Origin of the sequence: Bradyrhizobium sp. IC3123, assembly GCF_020193625.1 — a bacterium.
Classification (GTDB): Bacteria; Pseudomonadota; Alphaproteobacteria; order Rhizobiales; family Xanthobacteraceae; genus Bradyrhizobium; species Bradyrhizobium yuanmingense.
The window spans coordinates 413,198-436,142 of the sequence record NZ_JADYVF010000003.1; the positions used below are offsets into that span (position 1 = coordinate 413,198).

Annotated in this window: 22 protein-coding genes; 5 read left to right on the forward strand and 17 right to left on the reverse strand. The window is 65.2% G+C overall.

All coding sequences use genetic code 11. From position 1 onward, the window contains the following. Positions 1 to 25 precede the first annotated feature (25 nt). From I6F20_RS12035 to I6F20_RS12045, 3 genes are all read left to right on the forward strand, one after another. Positions 26 to 814, forward strand: coding sequence for an SDR family NAD(P)-dependent oxidoreductase (locus I6F20_RS12035; RefSeq protein ID WP_225126324.1), 789 nt, complete (start codon positions 26 to 28; stop codon positions 812 to 814). A 114-nt stretch (positions 815 to 928) separates the two neighbouring features. Further along, on the forward strand, positions 929 to 1,366 hold the full coding sequence (locus I6F20_RS12040; RefSeq protein WP_035998510.1) for a hypothetical protein: 438 nt from the start codon (positions 929 to 931) through the stop codon (positions 1,364 to 1,366). A 394-nt stretch (positions 1,367 to 1,760) separates the two neighbouring features. Continuing rightward, a complete protein-coding gene (locus I6F20_RS12045; protein ID WP_035998508.1) occupies positions 1,761 to 2,105 on the forward strand; it encodes a hypothetical protein in 345 nt (114 codons plus the stop codon). A gap of 196 nt (positions 2,106 to 2,301) precedes the next feature. Here I6F20_RS12045 and I6F20_RS12050 read toward each other — a convergent pair whose 3' ends face one another. From I6F20_RS12050 to I6F20_RS12065, 4 genes are all read right to left on the reverse strand, one after another. After that, complete coding sequence (locus I6F20_RS12050; protein WP_225126326.1) at positions 2,302 to 2,715, reverse strand: VOC family protein; 414 nt, start codon at positions 2,713 to 2,715, stop codon at positions 2,302 to 2,304. Positions 2,716 to 2,745: 30 nt separating this feature from the next. Continuing rightward, a complete protein-coding gene (kdpF, locus tag I6F20_RS12055; RefSeq protein ID WP_225126328.1) occupies positions 2,746 to 3,285 on the reverse strand; it encodes a K(+)-transporting ATPase subunit F in 540 nt (179 codons plus the stop codon). 193 nt (positions 3,286 to 3,478) lie between these two features. After that, a complete protein-coding gene (locus I6F20_RS12060; RefSeq protein WP_036041341.1) occupies positions 3,479 to 4,780 on the reverse strand; it encodes an RNA polymerase sigma factor in 1,302 nt (433 codons plus the stop codon). Beyond that, positions 4,777 to 5,145, reverse strand: coding sequence for a YciI family protein (locus I6F20_RS12065; protein WP_035998498.1), 369 nt, complete (start codon positions 5,143 to 5,145; stop codon positions 4,777 to 4,779). The genes I6F20_RS12060 and I6F20_RS12065 overlap by 4 nt, the downstream gene beginning before the upstream one ends. Positions 5,146 to 5,285: 140 nt before the next feature. On the opposite strand from I6F20_RS12065, the gene I6F20_RS12070 reads away from it, so the two are divergent. Continuing rightward, positions 5,286 to 6,251, forward strand: a complete 966-nt coding sequence (locus tag I6F20_RS12070) for a 2-hydroxyacid dehydrogenase (RefSeq protein ID WP_225126330.1) — start codon at positions 5,286 to 5,288, stop codon at positions 6,249 to 6,251. Positions 6,252 to 6,266: 15 nt separating this feature from the next. Here the strand turns inward: I6F20_RS12070 and I6F20_RS12075 are convergent, their stop codons facing one another. Next, the gene (locus I6F20_RS12075; protein WP_035998494.1) at positions 6,267 to 6,947 is read right to left on the reverse strand and encodes a TetR/AcrR family transcriptional regulator; all 681 of its coding nucleotides are present in this window, start codon (positions 6,945 to 6,947) and stop codon (positions 6,267 to 6,269) included. 106 nt (positions 6,948 to 7,053) lie between these two features. On the opposite strand from I6F20_RS12075, the gene I6F20_RS12080 reads away from it, so the two are divergent. Then, entirely contained in the window at positions 7,054 to 7,698 is a 645-nt protein-coding gene (locus I6F20_RS12080) for a glutathione binding-like protein (protein ID WP_225126331.1), read from the forward strand. A gap of 37 nt (positions 7,699 to 7,735) precedes the next feature. On the opposite strand, the gene I6F20_RS12085 is transcribed toward I6F20_RS12080, so the two are convergent. The 12 genes from I6F20_RS12085 to I6F20_RS12140 form a co-directional block, all read right to left on the reverse strand. After that, positions 7,736 to 8,503, reverse strand: a complete 768-nt coding sequence (locus tag I6F20_RS12085; protein ID WP_057028082.1) for a substrate-binding periplasmic protein — start codon at positions 8,501 to 8,503, stop codon at positions 7,736 to 7,738. Between the two features lie 17 nt (positions 8,504 to 8,520). Beyond that, the gene (locus I6F20_RS12090) at positions 8,521 to 8,835 is read right to left on the reverse strand and encodes a c-type cytochrome (protein ID WP_225126332.1); all 315 of its coding nucleotides are present in this window, start codon (positions 8,833 to 8,835) and stop codon (positions 8,521 to 8,523) included. A gap of 114 nt (positions 8,836 to 8,949) precedes the next feature. Continuing rightward, positions 8,950 to 10,668 carry a pyrroloquinoline quinone-dependent dehydrogenase gene (locus I6F20_RS12095; protein WP_035998486.1) on the reverse strand — a complete coding sequence of 573 codons (1,719 nt, stop codon included), beginning with the start codon at positions 10,666 to 10,668 and terminating at the stop codon, positions 8,950 to 8,952. A 323-nt stretch (positions 10,669 to 10,991) separates the two neighbouring features. Next, positions 10,992 to 12,296 (reverse strand): TRAP transporter large permease, encoded by a 1,305-nt coding sequence (locus tag I6F20_RS12100; protein WP_225126333.1) that lies wholly within the window; start codon positions 12,294 to 12,296, stop codon positions 10,992 to 10,994. A gap of 31 nt (positions 12,297 to 12,327) precedes the next feature. Continuing rightward, on the reverse strand, positions 12,328 to 12,921 hold the full coding sequence (locus tag I6F20_RS12105) for a TRAP transporter small permease subunit (RefSeq protein ID WP_225126335.1): 594 nt from the start codon (positions 12,919 to 12,921) through the stop codon (positions 12,328 to 12,330). Between the two features lie 9 nt (positions 12,922 to 12,930). Then, a complete protein-coding gene (locus I6F20_RS12110; RefSeq protein WP_225126337.1) occupies positions 12,931 to 13,929 on the reverse strand; it encodes a TRAP transporter substrate-binding protein in 999 nt (332 codons plus the stop codon). Between the two features lie 33 nt (positions 13,930 to 13,962). Then, positions 13,963 to 15,621 (reverse strand): hydantoinase B/oxoprolinase family protein, encoded by a 1,659-nt coding sequence (locus I6F20_RS12115; RefSeq protein ID WP_225126338.1) that lies wholly within the window; start codon positions 15,619 to 15,621, stop codon positions 13,963 to 13,965. Between the two features lie 2 nt (positions 15,622 to 15,623). Beyond that, a complete protein-coding gene (locus I6F20_RS12120) occupies positions 15,624 to 17,708 on the reverse strand; it encodes a hydantoinase/oxoprolinase family protein (RefSeq protein ID WP_035998471.1) in 2,085 nt (694 codons plus the stop codon). 140 nt (positions 17,709 to 17,848) lie between these two features. Next, positions 17,849 to 18,670, reverse strand: coding sequence for an NAD-dependent protein deacetylase (locus tag I6F20_RS12125; RefSeq protein ID WP_225126340.1), 822 nt, complete (start codon positions 18,668 to 18,670; stop codon positions 17,849 to 17,851). Between the two features lie 74 nt (positions 18,671 to 18,744). Next, positions 18,745 to 20,544 carry a cation:proton antiporter domain-containing protein gene (locus tag I6F20_RS12130; protein ID WP_225126342.1) on the reverse strand — a complete coding sequence of 600 codons (1,800 nt, stop codon included), beginning with the start codon at positions 20,542 to 20,544 and terminating at the stop codon, positions 18,745 to 18,747. A gap of 133 nt (positions 20,545 to 20,677) precedes the next feature. Further along, positions 20,678 to 21,514 carry an SDR family oxidoreductase gene (locus I6F20_RS12135; protein ID WP_035998460.1) on the reverse strand — a complete coding sequence of 279 codons (837 nt, stop codon included), beginning with the start codon at positions 21,512 to 21,514 and terminating at the stop codon, positions 20,678 to 20,680. Positions 21,515 to 21,584: 70 nt separating this feature from the next. Further along, complete coding sequence (locus I6F20_RS12140; protein WP_225126344.1) at positions 21,585 to 22,898, reverse strand: solute carrier family 23 protein; 1,314 nt, start codon at positions 22,896 to 22,898, stop codon at positions 21,585 to 21,587. Positions 22,899 to 22,945: the final 47 nt, after the last annotated feature.

The following is a 22,945-nucleotide window of genomic DNA, read 5'->3' on the forward strand; positions in this document are numbered from 1 at the left end:
CCCTTTGCCCGAGGACAGATTCTCCATGTCGCAAGCCCCGCAAAAAGTTGCCCTCGTCACCGGCGCCGCCCGCGGTATTGGGCTGGCCACGGCGAAGAAGTTTCTCGCCGAGGGCTGGCGCGTGGCGCTGCTCGACATCGATGGCGACCTGCAGGCAAGCGCGGTAGCCGCGCTGGAAAATCGCCATGACGCGCTGGCGATCACTTGCGACGTAGCCGACGCGGCGGCCGTCAGCACCGCAATGACGACGATCGAGCGGCGGTTCGGCCGGCTGGACGCGCTGGTCAACAATGCCGGCATCGCGGTGTTCGCGCCGCTGATGGAGACGTCGGATGCCGACTGGCGCCGCGTGCTCGAGGTCAACCTCACCGGACCGTTCCTCTGCACCAAGGCGGCGGTGCCCCTGATGCGCGACGGTGGTGGCGGCGCCATCGTCAACATCACCTCGATCTCAGCCGTGCGCGCTTCGACGCTGCGCTCGGCCTACGGCACCAGCAAAGCAGGCCTTGCACACCTTACCAAGCAGCTCGCGGTCGAGCTCGCCTCCCTCAACATCCGCGTCAACGCGGTCGCACCGGGGCCGGTCGACACCGCGATGGCGAAGCAGGTGCACACCAAGGAGATCCGCGCCGACTATCACGACGCCATTCCGCTCAACCGCTACGGCCTGGAAGAGGAACTCGCGGAAGCGATCTATTTCCTGTGCTCGGGCCGCGCGAGCTACATCACCGGCCAAATTTTGGCCGTGGACGGCGGCTTCGATGCGGCGGGCATCGGCCTGCCGACGCTGCGCGGGCAAAGGCGCAACGGGTAGGCGCAGGATTTGTAGGGTGGGCAAAGGCGCAACGCGCCGATCCCAAATTTGCGGTGCGGATGGTGGGCACGCTACGCTTTGCCCACCCTACGAAAGCGAGTTGGTGGAGAGTTCATGCAACGCATCACCTTCCTCAAAGCTCTGATGCTTGCATCCGCGCTGCTCGCCGCCGCGCCTGCGGCGGCCGAGATCCGCATCATCCAGTCCCCGGGCGGACAGGTCGGGCCGTTCCTCGATCTGTTCGAAAAGGTCCGCGACAGTGGCGAGCGCGTGGTGATCGACGGCCCCTGCCTGTCCGCCTGCACGCTGGTGCTGAGCATCGTGCCGGGCGAGCGCATCTGCGTCACCAAGCGCGCCGTGCTCGGCTTCCATGCCGCACGCTCGGTTGACCGGCGCGGCCGCTTCTATGCCGAGCCGGAAGCATCGGTCGCGGTGCTTGCCGCCTATCCCGGTCCGGTGCGCGACTGGATCAGCCGACGTGGCGGTCTGACCTCGCGGTTGCTGCTGTTGAAGGGGCGCGATCTCGCCGCGATCTATCCGCGTTGCCGCTGATACAGCCGGCAGCCGCCACCGCTTTCAAAAAAGCGTCTGGATCACTGGCGCCAGCTTCGCGCTGGCGCAAATGAGCATTCCCCAAAGAGCAAAGTTGATCTGTAGCGCCGCCGCCATCGGTCGCTCCCCTTGCAAGTGACGTCCATCCCAGTTTGTAGCTTTTATGACTCACCAATAACGATTCTGACGTGCAGAGCACAGCCCAATCTTGCGCCAATTGTTGTGCGATGCAGCTCGCTTCACGAAGCGGCCTCACTGCGTCCGCAAAGTGATGCGAAAGCACGACTCATATTCGGCCATGCCGGCAAGTATGTTTTGCCTTGAGTTCCATTGACCGACGATGCGCGTGTCTCACGCAGATTCTGCGCGCCGATTGTGGAGGCAAAAGCCCGGCATGATTCGACACGGCTTGATCGTGCTCACTTTTTGCACAGCGCTGATCGGATGCGCAGAGGCGCCAGCGCAGGAACGCCGCGCCATTGCATGGGATGGCCTCGGCAAGGATCCGAACCGTCCGCATGTGGCCAAGCGGCGCGTCACGACCGGCGCGCCGGCTGCAAGTGATCCCAATCAGGAGCGCGAAAAAGTGCTCGGCACATTGCGCCCCTATTCCGAGGCGTGGTGGGCGGTCCAGGACGAGATACAGGCGGAGAACGACAGGAAGCTGGGCGCCAAGCTCGTAATCTGTCCTCGCTGCGTGGAATCGTCGCCCGAGGACGTCACCGGATCAATCCGGTGAAAGGACAACGGCTGATCGGCGCCTGACGTAACGAAACGTACGTCCCCTCTCCCGCAGCATTGGAGAGAGGGATCGCAACGCGACGGTCGCGCCCAAAGCGCGATGCGATAGGATAAATCGTCATCGCGCTTTAGGTTGTTGTTTGAGCATGATCTTTTCGGAAAACCGCTTCACACTTTTCCGGATCATGCTCCTATCACATGCCCTCGGCCGGGCAGTTCACCATCCAGGGAATGCCGAACTTGTCGATGCACATCCCGAAGCCCTTGGCCCAGAACGTCTTGCTGAAGGGCATGGTGACGCTGCCGCCGTCGGCAAGCGCGTTGAACTTGCGCTCACCATCCGCGGGGTCCTTGACTGTAATCGAGATTGCAAAGCCCTGCGGCTTCTGGAAATGCTCGGCCGGCGAGTCGGAGGCCATCAATACCGTGCCGTCCGGCAGTGACATCCGCGCATGCATGATCATCTTCTCGCGGCCGGGCGTAGCCGGCACGTCCGGCGGAGCATCCGATGCGCGCATCATCGCGTCGATCTTGCCGCCGAGAACCTTGGCGTAATAGTTGAACGCTGCTTCGCAATTGTCCTGGTAGAACAGATAGGGATTGAGCATCGTTTCTCTCCTCTTCGTTTGCAGTGAGGCTTATTGCTTCTCGGTGAGCTTCTTCAGGCCGGCGAGGCCGGTCTCGAAATCCTTGCCGATCATGCTGTCCATGTTGAAGAACACCTGCATCAGCTTGGACAGGAACGGGGCCGGACCGTACATTACCCATGTGACGAGTGTGGCATCGCCTTGCGGCACAAAGGTGAACTCGGCGGTGTTGTGGCCTTCGAACGGCCGCTCGAAATCAAGCTTGATGCGGAGCTTGGAGGGGCCGTTCGCCTCCAGGATCTCCATATGGCCGGCGCCGACCTTGTTGTTGCCCTCCCAGGCATAGGTCGCACCCTTCCCTGCCGCGGTTCCGCCGAACGTCCGCTTCATGGCGGGATCGCGGGTCTCATACGGCGACCAGGCGGTCCAGCGATGGAAATCGGCAACCAGCGGATAGATCACAGCGGCCGGTGCCTTGACGGCGAGCGAGCGTTCCACACGGAACGTGTCGGGTTTCGTCAGGGCGAAGACGAGGACCGCGGCAAGGCCGGCGGCGAGAACGATGGCGATGACGGCAATGGCTTTCAGCATGGATGGCTCTCCTGGTACGGGATTAAGACGAAGGGGAACGGCGGGGGCCGACAATGGGAGAGAAATTCTTTGGCGCACTGCCCACCGCTCGTCATGGCCGGGCTTGTCCCGGCCATCTACGTTCTTGGCGTAGATGGAAAGACCGTGGATGCCCGGGACAAGCCCGGGCATGACGATGTGGAGGCAGACGGGCCTACTTTGCCTTCGTACCCAACTTCACGCTGCCATCGCTGCGCTTCGGCTGGCTGTCCCGGATCAGGCGATCGAGATGCATGCGGATGTGGGCGGCTTCGGCCGAGGTGTTGGCGAGCGCGATGGCGCGATCGAAGGCGATTCGGGCTTCGTCGTTGCGGCCGAGCTGCATCAGGAAGGCGCCGCGCACGCCGTAGAAATGGAAATAATTGGCGAGCTTCGGCGCCAGCGGCTCGATCAGCTCGAGCGCGGCCTGCGGCCCGCGCACCTTGGAGACCGCGACCGCCCGGTTGAGCGTCACCACCGGTGAGGGCTGCACCACTTCGAGCGCGCCGTAGAGCAGGTCGATCTCCGTCCAGTCGGTCTCCTCCGGCGTCGCCGCGCGCGCATGCAGGGCGGCGATCGCGGCCTGGATCTGGTAGGGCCCGCTGCGGCGGTGGCGCATCGCCTTGTCGATCAGCGCGAGGCCCTCCGCGATCATGGTGCCGTTCCACAACGAACGATCCTGATCGTCCAGCAGGATCAGCGACCCGTCCGCGGCAAAGCGCGCCGCGCTGCGCGCGTGCTGCAACAGGATCAGCGCGGTCAGGCCCATGATCTCCGGCTCGCTCGGAAACAGCCGCAGCAGCAGCCGCGCCAGCCGGATCGCCTCCTCGCACAGCGGCTTCCTGATCTCCGCGGTGTCACCGCTCGCCGAATAGCCTTCATTGAAGATCAGGTAGATCATCGCCGCGACGCCGGCGAGCCGTTCAGAGCGCTCGACCGCGCCCGGCGCCTCGAACGGCGTCCCGGCCTCGGCCACCTTTGCCTTGGCGCGCGTGATGCGCTGCTCCATCGCCGCTTCCGAGACCAGGAACGCGCGGGCGATCTGCTTCACCGTGAGGCCCGAGACGATGCGCAGCGCCAGCGCGATCTGCTGCGTCGCCGGCAGTCCTGGATGGCAGCAGATGAACATCAGCCGCAAGATGTCGTCGCGATAATGCGAGCCGTCGAGCCGCTCGGCGAGTTCGCCCTCGGCATCGTCGAGATCGGAGATCGCCTGGTCGTCCTCAGGCAGCGGCTGCTGCCTGCGCGCGCGTCGCACTTCGTCGATCGCAACGTTGCGGCCGACCATGATCAGCCAGGCCGCGGGATCGCGCGGCGGCCCATTCTGCGGCCAGGTCTTGAGCGCGCGCAGGCAGGCGTTCTGAAAGGCCTCCTCGGCGGTGTCGAGATCGCGGAAATAGCGCAGCAGCGCGCCGACCGCCTGGGGTCGCGCCGAAGTCAGCGCAGTCTCGATCCAGGCGGTATCGGCCTCGCTCACGTCAGGTTTCCTCCGGGCCGGAACACGCCGACGGGACGCACCTCATAGGCGCCGCCGGGATTGGCGGCACCCAGCTCGCGTGCGACGTCGAGCGCGTCGTCGAGATTCTTGCAGTCGACGATGTAGAAGCCGAGCAGCTGCTCCTTGGTCTCGGCATAGGGGCCGTCGAGCACCAGCGGCGGATCCTCCTTGCGCAGCGTCGCCGCCGCCGTCGTCGGCAACAGCCGCGCCACCGGCCCGAGCCGACCCTGCCTGGTGAGCTTCTCCTGCACCACGGTGAGCTTCTTCATCACGGCCTCGTCCTGCTCCTTGCTCCAGGAGCCGACGAAATCCTCATCGTGATAGCAAAGTATGGCGTAAAGCATGGGCGGCACTTCCCTCGTCTGTTCTGAAGACGCGCCAATATGCCCCGCGCCGACAGCGCTGCGGAAAAAATTTGCAAGAAAAATCCGGCAGATCGTGCCAAGGAGGGCCTTCTCGAGCGGAACCCGAAGAGGCACTTCGAATGACCATGGGCACACTGGCCGTCCTGATCAACAGCACGCAACAGAACTGGCTGCCGGAGCGGTGGAAGGCCCGTTTCGACGCGGTCTGCGGCAACCGCCGCGTGGTGCTGCTGCCGGACGCCGGGCTCGATCCGGCGGAGGTGCATTATGCGGCGGTGTGGAAGCCGGTGCCCGGCGATCTCGGTGCGTTCCCCAATCTGCGGGCGATCTTCAACCTTGGCGCCGGCGTTGACGCGCTGATGGCGGACAAGAGCCTGCCCGAAGTGCCGCTGGTGCGCGTCGCCGTGCCCGATCTCACCAATCGCATGACCGAATATGTCGTGCTGCACGTTCTGATGCATCACCGCCAGGAGCTTTACCTGCGGCAATCGCAGCGCGAGAAGCGCTGGGAGCCCAGATATCAGTGGCCGGCGAGCGCGATCACGGTCGGCGTCATGGGGCTGGGCACGCTCGGCGCCGATGCGGCCGACGTGCTGCGGCGGCTCGGCTTCCGCGTCGCCGGCTGGAGCCGCAGCCCGCGCACGTTCGAGGGCGTCGAATGCTTCCACGGCGCCGCCGGAATGGACGCGTTCCTGCGCAGGACCGATATCCTGGTCTGCCTGCTGCCGCTGACATCAGACACGCACGGCATCCTCAACCGCGAGGTCTTCGCCAAGCTCAATCGCACCAGCCCGCTCGGCGCGCCGGTGCTGATCAATGCCGGCCGCGGCGGCCTGCAGAACGAGGCCGATATTCTCGCCTGCCTCGACGACGGCACGCTCGGCGCCGCCTCGCTCGACGTCTTCGTGCAGGAGCCGCAGCCGAAGGACAGCCGGTTCTGGACCCACCCCAAGGTGGTGTTGACGCCGCACAATGCCGCCGACACCGACGCGGATGCGATCTCGGCCTATGTCGCCGAGCAGATCGCCCGGTTTGAGGCGGGCGGCGCGCTGGAGAACGTGGTGGACCGAAAGCGGGGATATTGAAGCTTCGCTTCCAGCTTATCCTTTGGCGCCGATCATCACGTCGATCGCGCTCTTGACGATCGCCTCCAGCTCCTTGCGCGGCACGCGGGCGCGGGAGCGGATGGCGATGGTGTGGATGGTGGCCGATGCGATCTGTGCCAGCGCGAACGGATCGGCGCTCTCCGGCAGCTCGCCTTTCTCCTTGGCGCGGCGGAAGCAACTGGCAAAGGCCTTGTCGAGCCCGGTGAGGCCGTCCAGCACCATGGCGCGGATCTCGGGATCGCCGACCGCCTCGGAGGCCGCGGTCACGACCGTGAAGCAACCGCGCGGTCCGGTGTCGCCGGACAGATAGATGTCCAGCGCGGCTGCGTAGATGCGCTCCAGCCGCTGGCGCAGCGGCATCTCCTCGCGGAAGATCGCGACCATCGCCGCGCCCGCCTCGTCGCGGTAGCGCTGATAGCTCTTGATGTAGAGCTCGCGCTTGTCGCCGAAGGCGCCGTAGAGGCTCGGCCGGTTCATGCCGGTGGCTGCGCTGAGATCGTCGAGCGAGGTGGCCGCGAAACCCTGCTTGCGGAACAGATCGAGCGCCTTGCCGAGCGCGATATCGGGCTCGTAGGCGCGCGGACGGCCGCGGCGCTTAGGCCCACCGCGACGCTCGGACTCGCCGCGACGCTCGGGCTGATTGGCAGCAGCTGGCGGCTTCGATTTTTGTACCATTCCGCAAGTTATTCCTTGACCTCACCCATATTATGCAAGATGGTACAAAAATCAATCTGGCCAGGTTGAGCGACACCCAAAGAGGAATTGCCCAAGGAGGCTACAGATGGATCTCTATTTCTCGCCGCTTGCCTGCTCGATGGCGACACGCGTCGCGCTGTATGAAGCCGGCGCCGAGGCGAACTACCTCGAAGTCGATCCGCCGACCAAGACGGTCTTGAGCGACGGCTCCGACTTCCGCACCGTGAATCCGATCGGCCTCGTGCCGACGCTGCGCACCGATGAAGGCATGGTGCTGACCGAGAACGCTGCGATCCTGCAATATGTCGCGGACCGTTTCCCGCAAGCCGGCCTCGGCGCGAGCGCCGGCATCGAGCGCACCCGGCTGCATCAATGGCTCTGCTTCATCGGCACCGAGCTGCACAAGAGTCTCTTCATCCCCATGCTCGACCGCAAGGCGCCGCAGGAAGTCAAGGCCTATGCCCTGGAGAAGAACCTGTCACGGCTCGACTATCTCGACAATTACCTGAAAGGACGCGAGTTCCTGCTCGACCATTTCAGCGTGGCCGATGCCTATCTCGTCACGGTCATCAACTGGACCATGGCGACGCCGCCGATCGAGCTTGCGAAATGGCCGAACCTGAAGGCGTATCACGAACGGCTGTGTCAGCGACCTTCGATTGCCAAGGCGATCGCGGAGGAGTTCGAGCTGTACAAGGCCGAGCTCGCGCGGAAGAAGGCCGCAGCCTGAGGCCGCACGCGAGCTCCGTATTCGCGCGGCAAGCGCGCTATCTCGGCGCCTGCAGCGCGATGCCGTAGCGGCGGTAGATCCGGTCGATCGTGCCGTCGCTGCGCAGCCGCTCCACGGCTGCGTCGATGGCTTCGCGCAACGCATCGTCCGGGCGGACCATGCCGACGCCGACGTTCCAGTTCAGATCGGCCGTGCTCTCGTCGCGATCGAGGATCCGGAGCGGTTTGTCCGGGTGGGTCAGATTGAAATAGCTGGCGGCGGTGGGCGTGACCGCGGCGGCGTCGATCTCGCGGTTCGACACGGCCTCCAGGCTGTCGCTCTCGAAGCCGAAGGTCGATATCGGCACGCGCCGCTGACCGATGATCATGGCTGCGATCGATCCAACCTGCACGCCCACCTTGGTCGATTCGTTGAGGCTGGCGAAGGACGTGAGCGTGCTGGATGACGGCACGGCGAGCGCGACGCCTGTGCGATAATACGGTTTGGAGATTCTCAGACGGGTTTCGCCTTGCGCTTCGCGATCGGCGATGACGTCCAGGAGAATGTCGCAGCCGGCGCTGCGCATCTGGTACTGCGTGATGATCCAGTCGAGCCGCAGCGAGACACCGAGCTCGCGTGCCAGCACCCGACCGAGTTCGACCTGGAAGCCGGGCGGATCGCCGGTCTTGTGCGCGAAGGGAAGCGAATTGGGATGCGCGCAGAGCCCGATCACGCCGCTGGAGCGGATCGCCTCCAGGGGGCGCGCCGCCGCCTGCCCCGACAGGACGATGGCGGCAGCGACGATGACCGGGACAAATGTCTTCATTCCACACTCTATGCTAGTCAGCCGTCGCGCGGTTTCAGGGCGCGGATGTACTTGACCATCTGGTCGATCTGGGCGTCGGTGAAGGCGCCGTCAAAGGCCGGCATCGCTCCTTGCTTGCCGAGCTTGATGCGACTGCGGATATAGTCGTCGTCGCGCGGCGAATTCATCAGTTGCGGCCCCTTCCCAGCGGCCCGGCCACCGTCGGAGTGACAGAAGCCGCAAGTCCCCGCAAACACCTGCTCGACCTCGAACGCCGTGTTCTCCGGCGCGGGTGTGGCGGATTGGGCCTGGGCCATCGCAGCCCACAGCAACGAGGCGCCCAGCCCCGCCAAAATCGTCTTGCAAGATAGTCTCAACAGCTACGCTCCATTCCTGAGCCACGCGGCCGCGACATCGATCGAGGAGCGGGCTTGCGCCCGCTCCATGATCAGAACATCTGCGGCAGACTATTTCAGGCTGAAGACGACCAGGGCGCCGTCGTCACGCGGCATGCTCTTGTAGACGCCGCCGAAGTTCGGCGCATATTCGTCCGCCAGCATCCCGCCGAAGCCCGCCGTCACCGCGATATATTGCTTGCCGCCGACGGAGTAGCTGACGATGCCGCCCTGATGGCCGGTGCCGTTGTTGTGCCTCCATAGCTCGGCGCCAGTTTCGGCATCATAGGCGTGCAGCACGCCACGCGAATCAGGCACGAAGACGAGGTTGCCTGCGGTCGACAGCACGCTTCCGAGCGGAGGCTCGGGATAGCGAACCTCCCATTTCTTCGCGCCCGTGATGGGATCGCGCGCGTCGAGATGTCCGTAGATCTCGCCACCCGGAGGAGGCACCATCTTGAAATCGGCACCGATGTTGAGCTGGACCTGCGGCGTGGTGACCGGCGTCGTCTTCTGGATATCCAGCGTCATGCACCATTCCTGTCCGATCTTGTAATAGAGACCGGTCTTGGGGCTGTAGGAGCCGGCGTTCCAGCTGATGCCGCCGCCGATGAACGGACACAGCGGCGGTTCGGTGACCTTGCCGACCGGGAAATCGCGACGGCCGATCAGGGCGCCGGTCTTGGGATCTATGTCCTTGACGAAGTTGATGTTCTCGACCAGCCGCCAGACGTTCTTCACTTTGAGATTGCGGTCGTAGACGAAGACGAAGCCGCCCTTGTTCGGATGGACGACGTATTTCTGGCCGTCACGCTCGAGCATCACGAATTCGCCGACCGAGCTGTCGAAGTCCCAGGCATCGTGCGGCAGTTCCTGATGGTAGAATTTCAGCTTGCCGGTATCGATGTCGAGCCCGATCACCGAGCTCGTATAGAGGTTATCGCCGGGACGCGCCCCCTGGGTCTTGTAGTCCGGACCCGACCAATCGTAGAGCGGCGCCGGATTCGCAGTGCCCCACAGGACAGTGTTGGTCTCGGAATCGTAGGTGCCCGGCATCCAGCCGCCACCACCGCCGGTGCGCCAGGACTCGTTGCCCCAGGTCTTCATCGCCTCTTCGGTGCCTGCGACCGTGAGGAACTCCCACTTCTTCTTTCCGGTTGCGGCATCGAGCGCGAAGATCGGGCCGCGGCCCGGCCATTCGCCGCCTTGCGCGCCGATGATCACGCTGCCCTTGGCGTAGAGCGGCGCGCCGGTGAAGCCGACCGTCAGCTTCTGCGAGTCGATCAGCCTGGTCTCCCAGAGAACCTTTCCGGTCTTGGCGTCCAGCCCGAAGACACGACCGTCCATGGTGCCGACGAAGACCTTGCCTTCGCCGAGAGCGACGCCGCGGTTATAGGGCGAGTGGGTCTGGCGGCTGATCAGCGCTTCATCCAGCTCCGGAAAGAACGACCAGATCACCTCGCCGCTGGCGCCGTTCAGCGCGAAGACCCGGCTGTAAGAGCCCGAATAGTACAGCACGCCGTCGGCGACGAGCGGCATCGACTGCAGGCCGCGCGTCGATCGCCCGGGAATGTGCATCCATGCCACGCCCAGATTGCCGACATTGCTCGTATTGATCTGTGTAAGCGGGCTGTAGTGATGGGATTTGTACGAACCGTGATAGGTGAGCCAATCGTTCTGGCCGGCGGCCTCGATCCGGGCCGTATCCACGGACTGAGCCAATGCCGCCGTCGCTGCAAGTGTCGCAACGACAACGACAGCCAAGGCCGAGCTGAGCCACTGTTTCCTCATTTGCACTTCCTCCCGCTCTTGTGTTTGTTGATTGCGTCTCGTGAATGCGGCTTGCGAGGGGTATTTGCAGTTCAGTGTGCGTCGATCGTCCTCCATCGGACCGAATCGTCAACAGACGTCCCCTTCCTCGGCGCATCGCGCCGAGGAGCCACGTTCACCGGAGTGGTTGCTGTTGTACTTCTGCTTGCCGTCACACTGTACGACGGATCACAGGGCCTGCAAATATGGAATGCGCGCCGAAGTCGCTTCGATGCAGGGGGACTTGAAACGGCAGCGGCGCTGACCGTTTTGCTTTCGATCCGCCGATCCCGGAACAAGTTGTCTTATCCGTAAAGCACCTTCGGCAGAATCGTGACGATGCCCGGCCACAGCGTCAGCAGCAGCACGAACCCGATCATGATCATGAGGTACGGCATCGTGACGCGGGCGATATAGCCGAGACCGTCGTCGGTCAGCCCCTGGATCACGAACAGGTTGAAGCCGACGGGCGGCGTGATCTGCGCCATCTCCACGGCGAGCACAAGGAAGACGCCGAACCAGACCTCGTCGAAGCCGGCACCCTTCACGATCGGCAGCACGATCGGCAGCGTCATCACGATCATCGAGAAGCCGTCGAGGAAACAGCCGAGCACGAGATAGAAGACGATCAGCGCCACGATCAGCATGAAGGGCGACAGGCCGAGGCTCTTGACGAACGCGGCCACCGCCTGCGGGATGCCGAGGAAGGCCGCGGCATTGCCGAGGATCGAGGCTCCCAGCACGATCAGCGCGATCATCGAACAGGTGACGACCGAGCCGATCAAGACGTCGCGGATCACCTGCTGCGACATTGCGCCTTGCACCCAGGCAACCAGGGCCGCGCCGAGCACGCCGACCGCGGCAGCTTCGGAGGGCGTTGCGAGCCCGCCATACATCGAGCCGAGCACGCATGCGATCAGGAACAGCGCCGGCGCGAGATCCTTCAGTGCTGCAAAGCGCTCGCTCCACGGCACCTGCGAGAGCTTGGCTTCGGTCTCGGGCACCATCGCGGGTTTGAGGGTGGTGTGCAGCATCACCCAGGCCATGAACGTCGCGGCCAGCAGGAAGCCCGGCAGCACGCCGGCGGTGAACAGCTTCAGGATCGAGACGTCGCCGAGCACGCCGTAGATGATCATGATGTTGGAGGGCGGGATCAGGAAGCCCAGCGTGCCGGCGCCGGCGAGCGAGCCGATCGCGATGTCACGGGAATAACCTCGGCGCGTGAGCTCGCTGAGCGACATGCGGCCGATCACCTGCGTCGTCGCGGCCGACGAGCCCGAGATCGCCGCGAAGATGGTGCAGCCGATCACGTTGACATGCAGCAGGCGGCCGGGCAGCAGCCCGGCCCACGGTGCCAGTCCCTGAAACAGCGAGCGCGACAGGCGGGTGCGGAAAAGCAACTCGCCCATCAGAATGAACAGCGGCAGCGCCAGCAGCTCCTGCGTGGTCAGGATGTTCCAGGCGTATTGCGGCAGCAGTTTTTCAAGCGGGATCGAGCGGAACATCGCGAGCAGCAGCGTCGCGGTCAGCGCAAGCGTGAGGCCGATCCAGACGCCGCAAGCCAGCAGCACAAACAGGATCGCGAACAGGGCGACGACTTCGACGGTCATGCGAACTTGGATCCGGATGCGGGCAAGGCGGTCATTCGACGGGCGAGGCCTTCATGCGATGGTCCTCCAGCGGCAGGCCGAGCGCGGCCTGGATCGCACGCGCGAGGAACTGCAGCGTCAGCAGCAACATGCCGAAGGTGACGATCGCTTGCGGAAACCACAGCGGCGTGTCGCTCGAGGTCGAGACCTGGCCGCGCACGAAGGCGCTCCAGGCGAATTTCGCCATGGCCATGGTCAGGAACGCCATGAAGGCGAAGCCGGCCGCCGCCGAGAGGATCTCGAGCGCGCGCTGCACCGGCACGGGTGCGTTCTTCAGGAGCAGCACGACGCGGATGTGGCCGCCGACGCGCAGCGTCATGGCGGCGCCGAAAGTGAAGGCCGCCGCCATCAGATAGGAGGAATATTCCCACGCGATCGAGATGGTCGGCGGGAAGAACGGCAGGAAGTTCGAGAGGAAGCGGGTTGCGACCTCGCACAGCATCAACAGCGTCAGCATCAGGAGACAGAAGCCGCCGATCCAGCCGTCGAGCCGGCCGAGGCGATCGATGGCGTCGAGGACGATGCGCAGCGGCGCGGGCGCCGCTGCGTTGAGGCTTTGCGATGCTTCGGGCGAAAGGCTCACCACGTCTCGCCCTCAGCCGCGCTTGATTTCGGCGAGATAGGCCCGCACCGGCTTGTCCGCCGCCGGCACGCGCTTGAGGAAGGCGTCCAACTGCGGCGCGGTCTTGGCCCGGATGTCCTTCATCATGGCGTCCGAGACCGGCACCACCTCCATGCCGCCCTCCTTGAGGCGGTTGAGGCTGTCGACATCGGCCTTGAGCGAATTGGCCCAGAAGCCGGGCTCCATCTTCGCCGCGATGTCAGCGACCAGCTTCTGTTGATCGGCGCCGAGCGCCTTCCAGGCATCGAGATTGACGGTGAGCATCTGCGACGACCAGACATGGTTGGTCGGGTAGACGTATTTCAGGAACTCCCAGAACTTGCCGTCGACGCCGGACACCGACGAGGTGGAGACCCCGGCCACCGCGCCGGAGGCGAGTGCGGGGATCGTTTCGCCCCAGGGGATCATCACCGCCGCCATACCGATGGCATTGAGCATCTCGACCGCATTCTTGTCGGGCACGCGGATCTTGATGTTCTTGAGGCCCTCGACCTCGGCGACCTTCGCCTTCAGATGCAGATATTGCGTCGGCCACGGCACGATGTAGAGGATCTTCTGGTTGTTGCGCGCAGCGATCTTCTCGTATTCAGGCCGCACATATTTGTGCAGCACCTTGAGCTCCTCCACGGAGCCGCAGAGGAAGGGGATGCTCTCGACGCCCATGAAGGGCTCGTCGCCGACCTGCTGGATGTTGAGGACGTCGGCGAGCGGCACCAGGCCGTCGCGCACGGCCCGCAAGTGCTCGGGCCCCTTGAAGCCGAGCTGGCCGCCGGCCTTCACGGTGATGGCGACCGCACCATTGCTCTGCTTCTTCACCTCCTCCGCAAACGCCATCGCGTTCTGGGTGTGGAAATTGCCGTCGGGCCAGACCGTCGACATATCCCAGCTCGTTGCCGCCCGTGCGCGAGTCGAGATGTGGCCGGCGGCGAGCAGCGTCGCTGCGCCCACAGTGAAGTTCCGTCGCGTAATCATTGCTCCCCTCCGTTTACCGAGCGCGTTGATGCATCAACGCGCGTACCCATAGACCTTGACTGCGTTCTCCGAAGACACGAGACCGCTTGCGACGTCGTCGTTGACGGCCGCGCGATCGCGCTCCCTGGGATCGCCGATGCCGGCACCGCCGGGCGTCAGCACCACCAGCCGGTCGTCCGGCGGCACCTGCTGAAAGCCCTTGCCGCGCAGCTTCTTGCCGGACTTGAGACCGACATAGCCGGCCTCGCCGTTCTGGCCGCCGTCCCGCCCGCGCGGCGGGTGGTCGATGCGGTCGAACGCGGCGAGGATGTCGAACGGCGCATCGACCCCGCTGCCGACTTCGATGATCTGGCCGAGGCCGCCGCGGGTGCGCCCTGCCCCGCCGGAATCCGGGCGCAGCTCCTTGCGCCAGAAGATCAGCGGCGTCTGCGTCTCCGCGATCTCGACCGGCGTGCCGCGCACGCCGCTTGGGTAAGCGGTCGCCGACAGCCCGTCCTTGCCGAAGCGCGCACCGGTGCCGCCGTTGGAGGTGACTGCCATCGAGAACCCGTAATTGCCGCCGGCGCCGGAGCGGGTCTGGCCGCGCACGTTGAGATTCCACAGGCAGGAGGTGCCTTCCGCAGGCACGCGCTCGGGAATGATCTGGCGCAGGCAGCCGAACACGACGTCCGGCAGCATCTGGCCGATGACGTGGCGCGACGCCACGGGCGCCGGCTTCGGCGCATTGAGGATGGCACCGGCCGGCGCAGACACCGTCAGCGGCGAGAGCGAGCCGGCATTGTTGGGGATCTGCGAGGCGACGACGCAGCCGAGGCCGAACACGGTATAGGCGGTGGTGTAGGACAGCGGCACGTTGATGCCGAATTTTGACGCGGCGGACGTGCCGTCGAAATCGACGTGGATGCCGGTATCCGAGATGGTCAGCGTCGCCGCCAGCGTCACCGGGGCATCATATCCGTCGACCACCATGGTGTTGCGCCAGCTGCCCTTCGGCAGCTTTGCAATCTCGGCCAGCACGGCCTCGCGCGAGCGGTCGCAGATGTAGTCGCCGAGCTCGTCGAGCGTCTCGATGCCGAACTCGCTCATCATCTCGACCAGGCGCTCGCAGCCAACGTCGTTGCAGCCGGCGAGCGAATAGGTGTCGCCCTCGGTGTCGATCGGAAGCCGCGTGTTGGTGCGGATCATCGCCATCAGCGTCTCGTTGACGACGCCCTGGTCGATCAGCTTCAGCATGGGGATGTAGAGCCCCTCCATGAACACGTCGGTGGCATCGGGCCCGAAGCCGATGCCGCCGATGTCCATGAGATGGCTGGTGCAGGAGAACAGTGCGACGACCTTGCCGTCCTTGAAGCAGGGCGTGGTGACGACGAAATCGTTGAGATGACCGGTCCCCATCCAGGGATCGTTGGTGATGTAGGCATCGCCCTGCTTCATCGTCTCGATCGGGAAGTGAGCGATGAAGTGCTTGACCGATTCCGCCATCGAGTTGACGTGGCCGGGTGTGCCGGTCACCGCCTGCGCCAGCATCCGCCCCCTGAGGTCGAACACGCCGGCCGAGAGGTCGCCGCATTCGCGCACGATCGGGCTGAAGGCGGTGCGCAAGAGCACCTGCGCCTGCTCCTCGACCACGGCGATCAGCCGGTGCCACATGATCTGAAGGTCGATCAGGCTCGCGCCATTTGCCTTGCTCATGATCAGGCCGCCTTTCGTTCCATGACGATGCTGCCGGCACCGTCGATATGGGCGTCGAAACTGGTGGAGACGAAGGTCGAGGTTTCGTCTTCCGCGATCACGGCGGGGCCTGCGATGGTCGCCCCTGGCGCCATGTCCTCGCGCCGATAGAGCGGGATCTCGATCACTTCGCCGGCCCGGCCGTCGAAGAATTTTCGGCTGCCGGACGCCTTGGCCGCGGGCTGGCGCGCCACGGAAGCGACGGCGGGCGGATTGCGCGCCTCGGTGGTCGCGAGCACCGACCAGCTCAGAACCTCGATCGCCGCGCCCGGGATCGGTCGCTCGAACATCGCGGAATAGTCGGCCTCGAACTTTTGCCGCAGACCGGCGAGATCGGCCGTCGTCAGCGGACGGTTCGGCAGCTCGACGGTGATCTCGTGGCCCTGGCCGACATAGCGCATGAAAGCCGCGCGGCGCTCGCGCACCGGCGCGCCGGCCGCGCCCGGCTCGACCAGCGCGCGCGCTTCGGTCACCATGTCCTGAAGCAAGTCAGAGACCGCCTCGGTATCGAAATCATCGAGCCGGACGTGACGGCTGCGCACCAATTCATACGCGATGGGAGCCGCCAGAAATCCGACCGCCGAGCCGACGCCGGCGTTCGAGGGCACGATCACGCGGGAGACGCCGATCTTCTCGGCAACGCGCGCCGCATGCAGCGGCGCGGCGCCGCCGAAGGCGATCAGCGTGTGCTGGCCGACCACCGCGCCGCGCTCGACAGCGTGCACGCGCGCGGCGCTCGCCATGTTCTCGCAGACCACCTCGTGCACGGCATAAGCCGCTGTTTCCGCCGACAGGCCGAGCGGCGCACCGACATCGCGCAGCAGCGCCTGTTTCGACAGCTCCGGATCGAGCTTGATCGTGCCGGCCGCAAAGGCGTCAGGATCGATCATTCCGAGCGCAACGTCGGCATCCGTCACCGCGGGGCGCTGACCGCCGCGGCCATAGCAGGCCGGTCCCGGCTCCGACGAGGCGCTCTCCGGGCCGACGGTGACGCGCTTCATCGCGTCGACATGGGCGATCGAACCGCCGCCGGCGCCGATCTCGACCATCTCGATCACGGGGATGCGCACCGGCAGGCCGGAGCCCTTGAGGAAGCGCGCGGCGCGATCGACCTCGAACACGCGCGAGGTCTCGGGCTGGTATTTCTCGATCAGGCAGATTTTTGCCGTGGTGCCGCCCATGTCAAAAGAGAGCACCTTGCTCTCGCCAAGGCGCGCCGCGATCTGCGCCGCGAAGATCGCGCCGCCCGCAGGACCGGATTCGACGAGACGCACTGGAAAGCGCCGCGCCGTCTCGATCGAGGTGACGCCGCCGCCTGAGGTGACGAGGTAGATCGCGCCGCGGAACTGCTCGACCTGCAGGGCGTCGGCCATGCGGGCGAGATAACCGTCGATCAGGGGTTGCACATAGGCGTTCGCGACCGCAGTCGATGTGCGCTCATACTCGCGAATTTCGGGACAGACGGCGGAAGACACCGTCACGGAGATGCCGGGCATCTCCTCGGCCATGATCGCCGCTGCGCGTCGCTCGTGCTCGGGATTGGCGTAGGAGTGCAGGAAGGCGACCGCGACGCTCTCGACGCCGAGTTCACGCAATTTCGGCGCGAGCGCGCGCACGGCCGTCTCGTCGAGCGGGAGGCGGACGGCGCCGTGGGCGTCGATGCGCTCGGGCACGGTGAAGCGGAGGCCGCGCGGCGCCAGCGGCTTCGGCTTGTCGATGCTGAGATCGTACTGGTCGTAGCGGCTCTCGGTGCCGATATCGAGCACGTCGCGAAAGCCTTCGGTTGCGATCAGCGCCGTCTTGGCGCCGCGCCGCTCGATGATAGCGTTGGTCGCAAGCGTCGTGCCGTGGATGAAGACGTCGATATCGCTGATATGCGCGCGTGCATCGGCAAGAATGAGCCGCATGCCGTCCAGCACCGCCTGCTCGGGGCGCTGTGGCGTCGTCAGCACCTTGCGGGTTTTGCGGTCTTGTCCCACGTCCAGCACGATATCGGTGAACGTGCCACCGATATCAACGGCAAGCCGCACCTCGGCTCCCTCGAGCATTCCAATTTCTCCGTGCTGATCGTCAAGATCGGGTCCAAAAGCACAGCAATTCCCGTGCCATGAGGCATGCCTGCAACGCTGTGACCGGCTATTTTGCGCGGCACCTATGCAATAGGCAAGGCGTGTTCGCGCCTGAGCGATCAGAGCAGGAATGCAAGCGCCGCTTCACAGCGCTCCTCGACCTTCAGCGTCAGGAGATCGTCGGCGCGGGTGCGGCCGAGATTGACCGCGGCGATGGGGATATTGCGCCGCGCGGCGGCTTGGACGAAGCGGAAGCCGGAATAGACCATCAGTGACGAGCCGACGATCAGCATGGCATCGGCTTCTGCCAGATGATCCTGCGCCGTGGCCACCACCTCGCGCGGCACGTTCTCACCGAAGAACACCACGTCGGGCTTGAGGATGCCGCCGCAGGCTTGGCAAGGTAGCACCTCGAAGGAGGAAAAATCCTCGTGCTCCAGATCGGCGTCGCCGTCGGGTGCATCCGCGGCATCGAGCGTCAGCCATGCCGCATTGGCGCGGCCGAGCGCGTGCTGAAACTCCTCGCGCGGCGTCTTCGCCCCGCAGCCCATGCAGCGGACCAGATCGAGCCGGCCGTGCAGGTCGATCACCTGCCGATGGCCGGCCGACTGATGCAGCCGGTCGACGTTCTGGGTAAGCAGCATCCCGCACCGGCCGTTCGCCTCGAGCCGGGCCAGCGCGCGATGCGCATCGTTGGGCCTCGCCCGGCCGAACCGCCGCCAGCCGATCAGGCTGCGCGCCCAATAGCGCCGGCGGGTCTGCTCGTCCGACATGAAGGCCTGGAAGTTGACGGGCTGGGTCCGCTTCCAATTGCCCTGGCTGTCGCGATAGTCGGGAATCCCGGAATTGGTGCTGCAGCCGGCGCCCGTCAGCACGAACAGGCGTTCGTGCCGGCCGATGAAATCCTGGAGCGGAGGTTTTGCCGGAGGGGCATTCGTCATGGCGCATGATGTAGTTCGCGCCGGCCCGTTTTGCCAGATGACGACAATCCCGGCGCATGGCGGCCGCATAGCCGCTATCGCGGCGACCGCCGTCCCGTGAGATCGAGCGGACGAGCTTTCTCTTGTCCCGCGATCCGCGCGGCCTGCTGCAGCGTCAGCCTGAACTCGTCCCGCTTCTCGTGCACCGAGGCGATCGCATGCCCGACTGCAACGCCGAGGCCGACCAGTGCGGCTTCGGAGAGCTGCAGGCTCGCCTCGATGGTTTCCGGCACCGCATCGGTTGCGCCGATCGCGTAGAGGTGCCGGGCATGATCGGCGTCCCGCGCACGCGAGACGATCAGCACGTCCGGCCGCACCGCCCGGATCCGCTCGACGACGGCATCGATCGCCGGCCGCGACTGGATGGTGATGATCACGCCGGTCGTCTGCATCAAGCCGCAGGCTTCGAGGAAACCCGGCTCTGTCGCATCGCCAAAATAGACCTTGTGACCGTCGCGGCGATCACGCGCCACGTCGACGGCCGCGTGATCGACCGCGATGTAGTTCAGGCCATGGCTGGTCAGCAGGGAGCAGACCACCTTTCCAACACGGCCATAGCCGACCACGATGGCTTGCGCCCGGTCGCCGGGCGGCCGGACCGCGAGCTCGGGATCGGGCGTGCGTTCGCTGCTCAGCTTCGCGGCCAATCGTCGCCCGAGCATGCCCAGAAGCGGCGTCAGGGCCATCGTCACGGCGGTGACGGCGACGGCAAAGCTCGACACGGGGGGCTCGATCATGCCTCCGGCCGCCGCCAATCCGATGCTGACGAAGGCGAATTCGCCGACGGGGCCCAGCAGGAAGCCGATCTCGATCGCCGCCGGCCATGACAGCCTGAAGAGGCGTCCCAGGATGATGAGCACGATCGCCTTGCCGACGAGAATGCCGACGACGGCGGCCAGCAGCCAGCCGGGCTCGCGCAGGAACACACGGACGTCGATCGCCATCCCGACCGTGAAGAAGAAGATGCCCAGCAGCAGGCCCTTGAACGGCTCGACGGTGGCCTCGATGGCCTTGCCATATTCGGTTTCCGCCAGCATCAGTCCTGCAACGAAGGCTCCGAGCGCCATCGACAGGCCGGCCTGGTGGGCGGCAAGCCCTGCGCCGACGATGACGAACAAGGTCGCGGCAACGAACAACTCCGTCGAATGGGTGCCTGCAACCATCTGGAAGAGCGGACGCATCAATAGCCGTCCGACCAGAGTGAGGAAGGCTACCGCCAGCACAGCCTTCAGGACCGCACTGGAGACGTGCGCCACGACCGAGCCACCGCTTCCCGCGCCGAGCACCGAGACGAAAACCAGAATGGGGACGACTGCGAGGTCTTGAGCCAGCAGCACCGAGAAGCTGGCGCGCCCGGCCGAGGTGGAAAGTCGCCTCTCGGCGGACAAGAGCTCGAGCACGATCGCCGTCGAGGACAGCGCAAGGCTCGCGCCGAGGATCACGGCCGTATCGGAGCTCTGCCCGAAGAGAAGCGCCACGCCGAAAATCATGGCCGACGTCGCGAGGACTTGCAGGCCGCCGAGCCCGAACACCAGACGCCGCATCGTCATGAGCCGTCTGAAAGACAGCTCGAGCCCGATCAGGAATAGCAGGAACACGATGCCGAGATTGGCGATACCCTCGACGTTCTGGGCGTCCGTCACGGTGAACCAGTACAGGACCGGGACGTCCTTGACGAGCGAGCCGAGCCCGAGCGGACCGAGAATGGCGCCGGCCCCGAGATAGCCCAGCACGGGATTGATGCCCCAATGCCGGACCATTGGCACCACCACGCCGGCAGTCCCGAGCACCACCAGCGCGTCACTATAGGCATTGATGTTGATGGTTGTGGTCACGGGCCCTTCACGTGTCGGCGCCCGCCAATAGCGGCAGCGCCATCCACGGTCGATAGCACACGGCGCCGCAGATCCCCAACCGGTCGCGCCCCTCTATCCCACGCGCGAGGCGCGCGCAACCCCAAGCCGGTTTTCAGCTTGCCCAGTTCTCCCGAAACTCTGGAAACAGCGTCAGGCCCCCGCAGGCATAGATGGTCTGGCCGGTGATGTAGCTGGCGTCGTCCGAGGCGAGGAAGGCGAACACCGCGGCGATCTCTTCCGGCGTGCCGACGCGCCCCATCGGAATGTGGGAGGTGACGACGCCGCGCTTCTCCGGATCGCCGGTCCAGGCCGCATTGATCGGCGTGTCGATCGCGCCGGGACCAACCGCATTGACGCGGATGCGCTGGCCGGCGAATTCCAGCGCCAGCGTGCGCGTCAGATTGGCCATGCCGCCCTTGCTGATCGAGTAAGCGAGATAGCCGGGTTTGGGGATGATCTGGTGGACGCTGGAGCAGTTGATGATGCTGCCGCCTGCCCCGCGCGCGACGAAATGCGCCAGCGCCTTCTGCGCACACAGCACGGCGCCGTTCAGGTTGACGTCGATGATGCGGCGATAGGTTTCGACGTCGAGCGCCTCGCTCGGCGATTCCCGCTGGAAGCCGGCATTGTTGACGAGACAGTCGAGGCGCTTGAAACGCGCCAGGACCGTCTCGAACATCGCGGCGATGTCCTGCTCATTGCCGATATCGGCCTTGACGACGATATGGTCGAGCCTGCCGTGGCCGCGATCGCTCGATGCGGTTCGTGCGAGCGCGAGCGTCTCGTCCGCCCCCTCGGGACTGCCGAAATAATTGATGGCGACGGTCGCGCCTTCCTGGGCGAGCCGGATGGCGACGGCACGGCCGATGCCTTGTGAGGCGCCGGTCACCAGCGCGTACTGGCCGACGAGGCGCGAGGGAAACGGGGTCGAGCGTTCGGTTTGCGGCATGTGTTTTCTCCGGGATGCATCATCATGGATGGAACCGGCGTTTTGTTCCATCCCTCGCAGATGCCGGGATCTAGTCAGCTCGCTGCGCGCGCGGCGAGGTCAAGATCTGATAGAGGATGATCGCGCCGAAGGTCGCGGTGCCGATGCCGCCGATCGTGAATGCACCGAATTTGAGCGTGAGATCGCCGGCCCCTGCGATCAGCGCCACCGCGACCGTGATGAGGTTCGCAGGATTAGCGAAGTCGACCTTGTTCTCGACCCAGATTCGTCCGGCCATCGCCGCGATCAATCCGAACAGCACGATCGAAAGCCCCCCGATGACGGGACCCGGGATGGACAGGATGAGCGCGCCGAATTTCGGCGAGAAGCCGAGCAGGATCGACACCAAGGCTGCGAACGCAAACAGCAGGGTCGAATAGACCTTGGTCGCCGCCATCACGCCGATGTTCTCGGCATAGGTGGTGACGCCGGTACCACCGCCGCACGCCGCCACGATGGTAGCTAAGCTGTCGGCGAACAGAGCGCGGCCAAGATAAGAATCGAGGCTTCGGCCGGTCATGGCGCCAACGGCCTTGATGTGCCCGAGATTCTCGGCAACGAGAATGACGGCAACCGGCGCGATGAGGAAGATCGCATCGGCATGGAAGCTCGGCGCAGTGAAGTTCGGCAGCCCGAGCCACGGCGCGGCCGACAATTGCGTGAAGTCGATCGGCTTGCCAAAGCCGAGGCCGTTCGCGAACAGCAGGTAGAGGAGATAGCCGCCGACCGCCCCGAGGATGATCGGTAGGCGGCGCCACAGGCCTGGTGCTGCAACGGCGACCACGCCGATGATCAAGACGGTGGCGAGGCCGATCCAGGTGTCGAATGCATTGGCGCTCACCGCCTTGACCGCCACCGGCGCGAGATTGAGGCCGATCGCGGCGACGACGGCGCCGGTAACGGCCGGCGGCAGCAGCCGCTCGATCCAGCCGACACCGGACCACATCACGACCAGCGAAATCAGGCCATACAGCACTCCGGCGCCGACGATGCCGCCGAGCGCAACCGACAGGTTCGGGTTCGGCCCCTGCCCGGCATAGCCGGTGGCGACGATGACGACGGCGATGAAGGCGAAGCTCGAGCCGAGATAACTAGGCACGCGCCCGGCGACGATGACGAAGAAGATCAGCGTGCCGACGCCGGAGAACAGAACTGCAACGTTGGGATCGAACCCCATCAACAGCGGCGCGATGATCGTCGCACCGGACATCGCGACGCAATGTTGAAGACCCGAGACGATGGTCTGGCCCCAGGACAGCCGCTCCTCCGGCATGATCACGCCCGAGGTCTTGAGCTTCCAACGTGGAAAATAACTCTGCTCGTCCGAGCCTGTTGCGATCGTCATGTTCCCACCCAAGTTCGACGCAACGACCGATGGTCGTGCCAACAGAC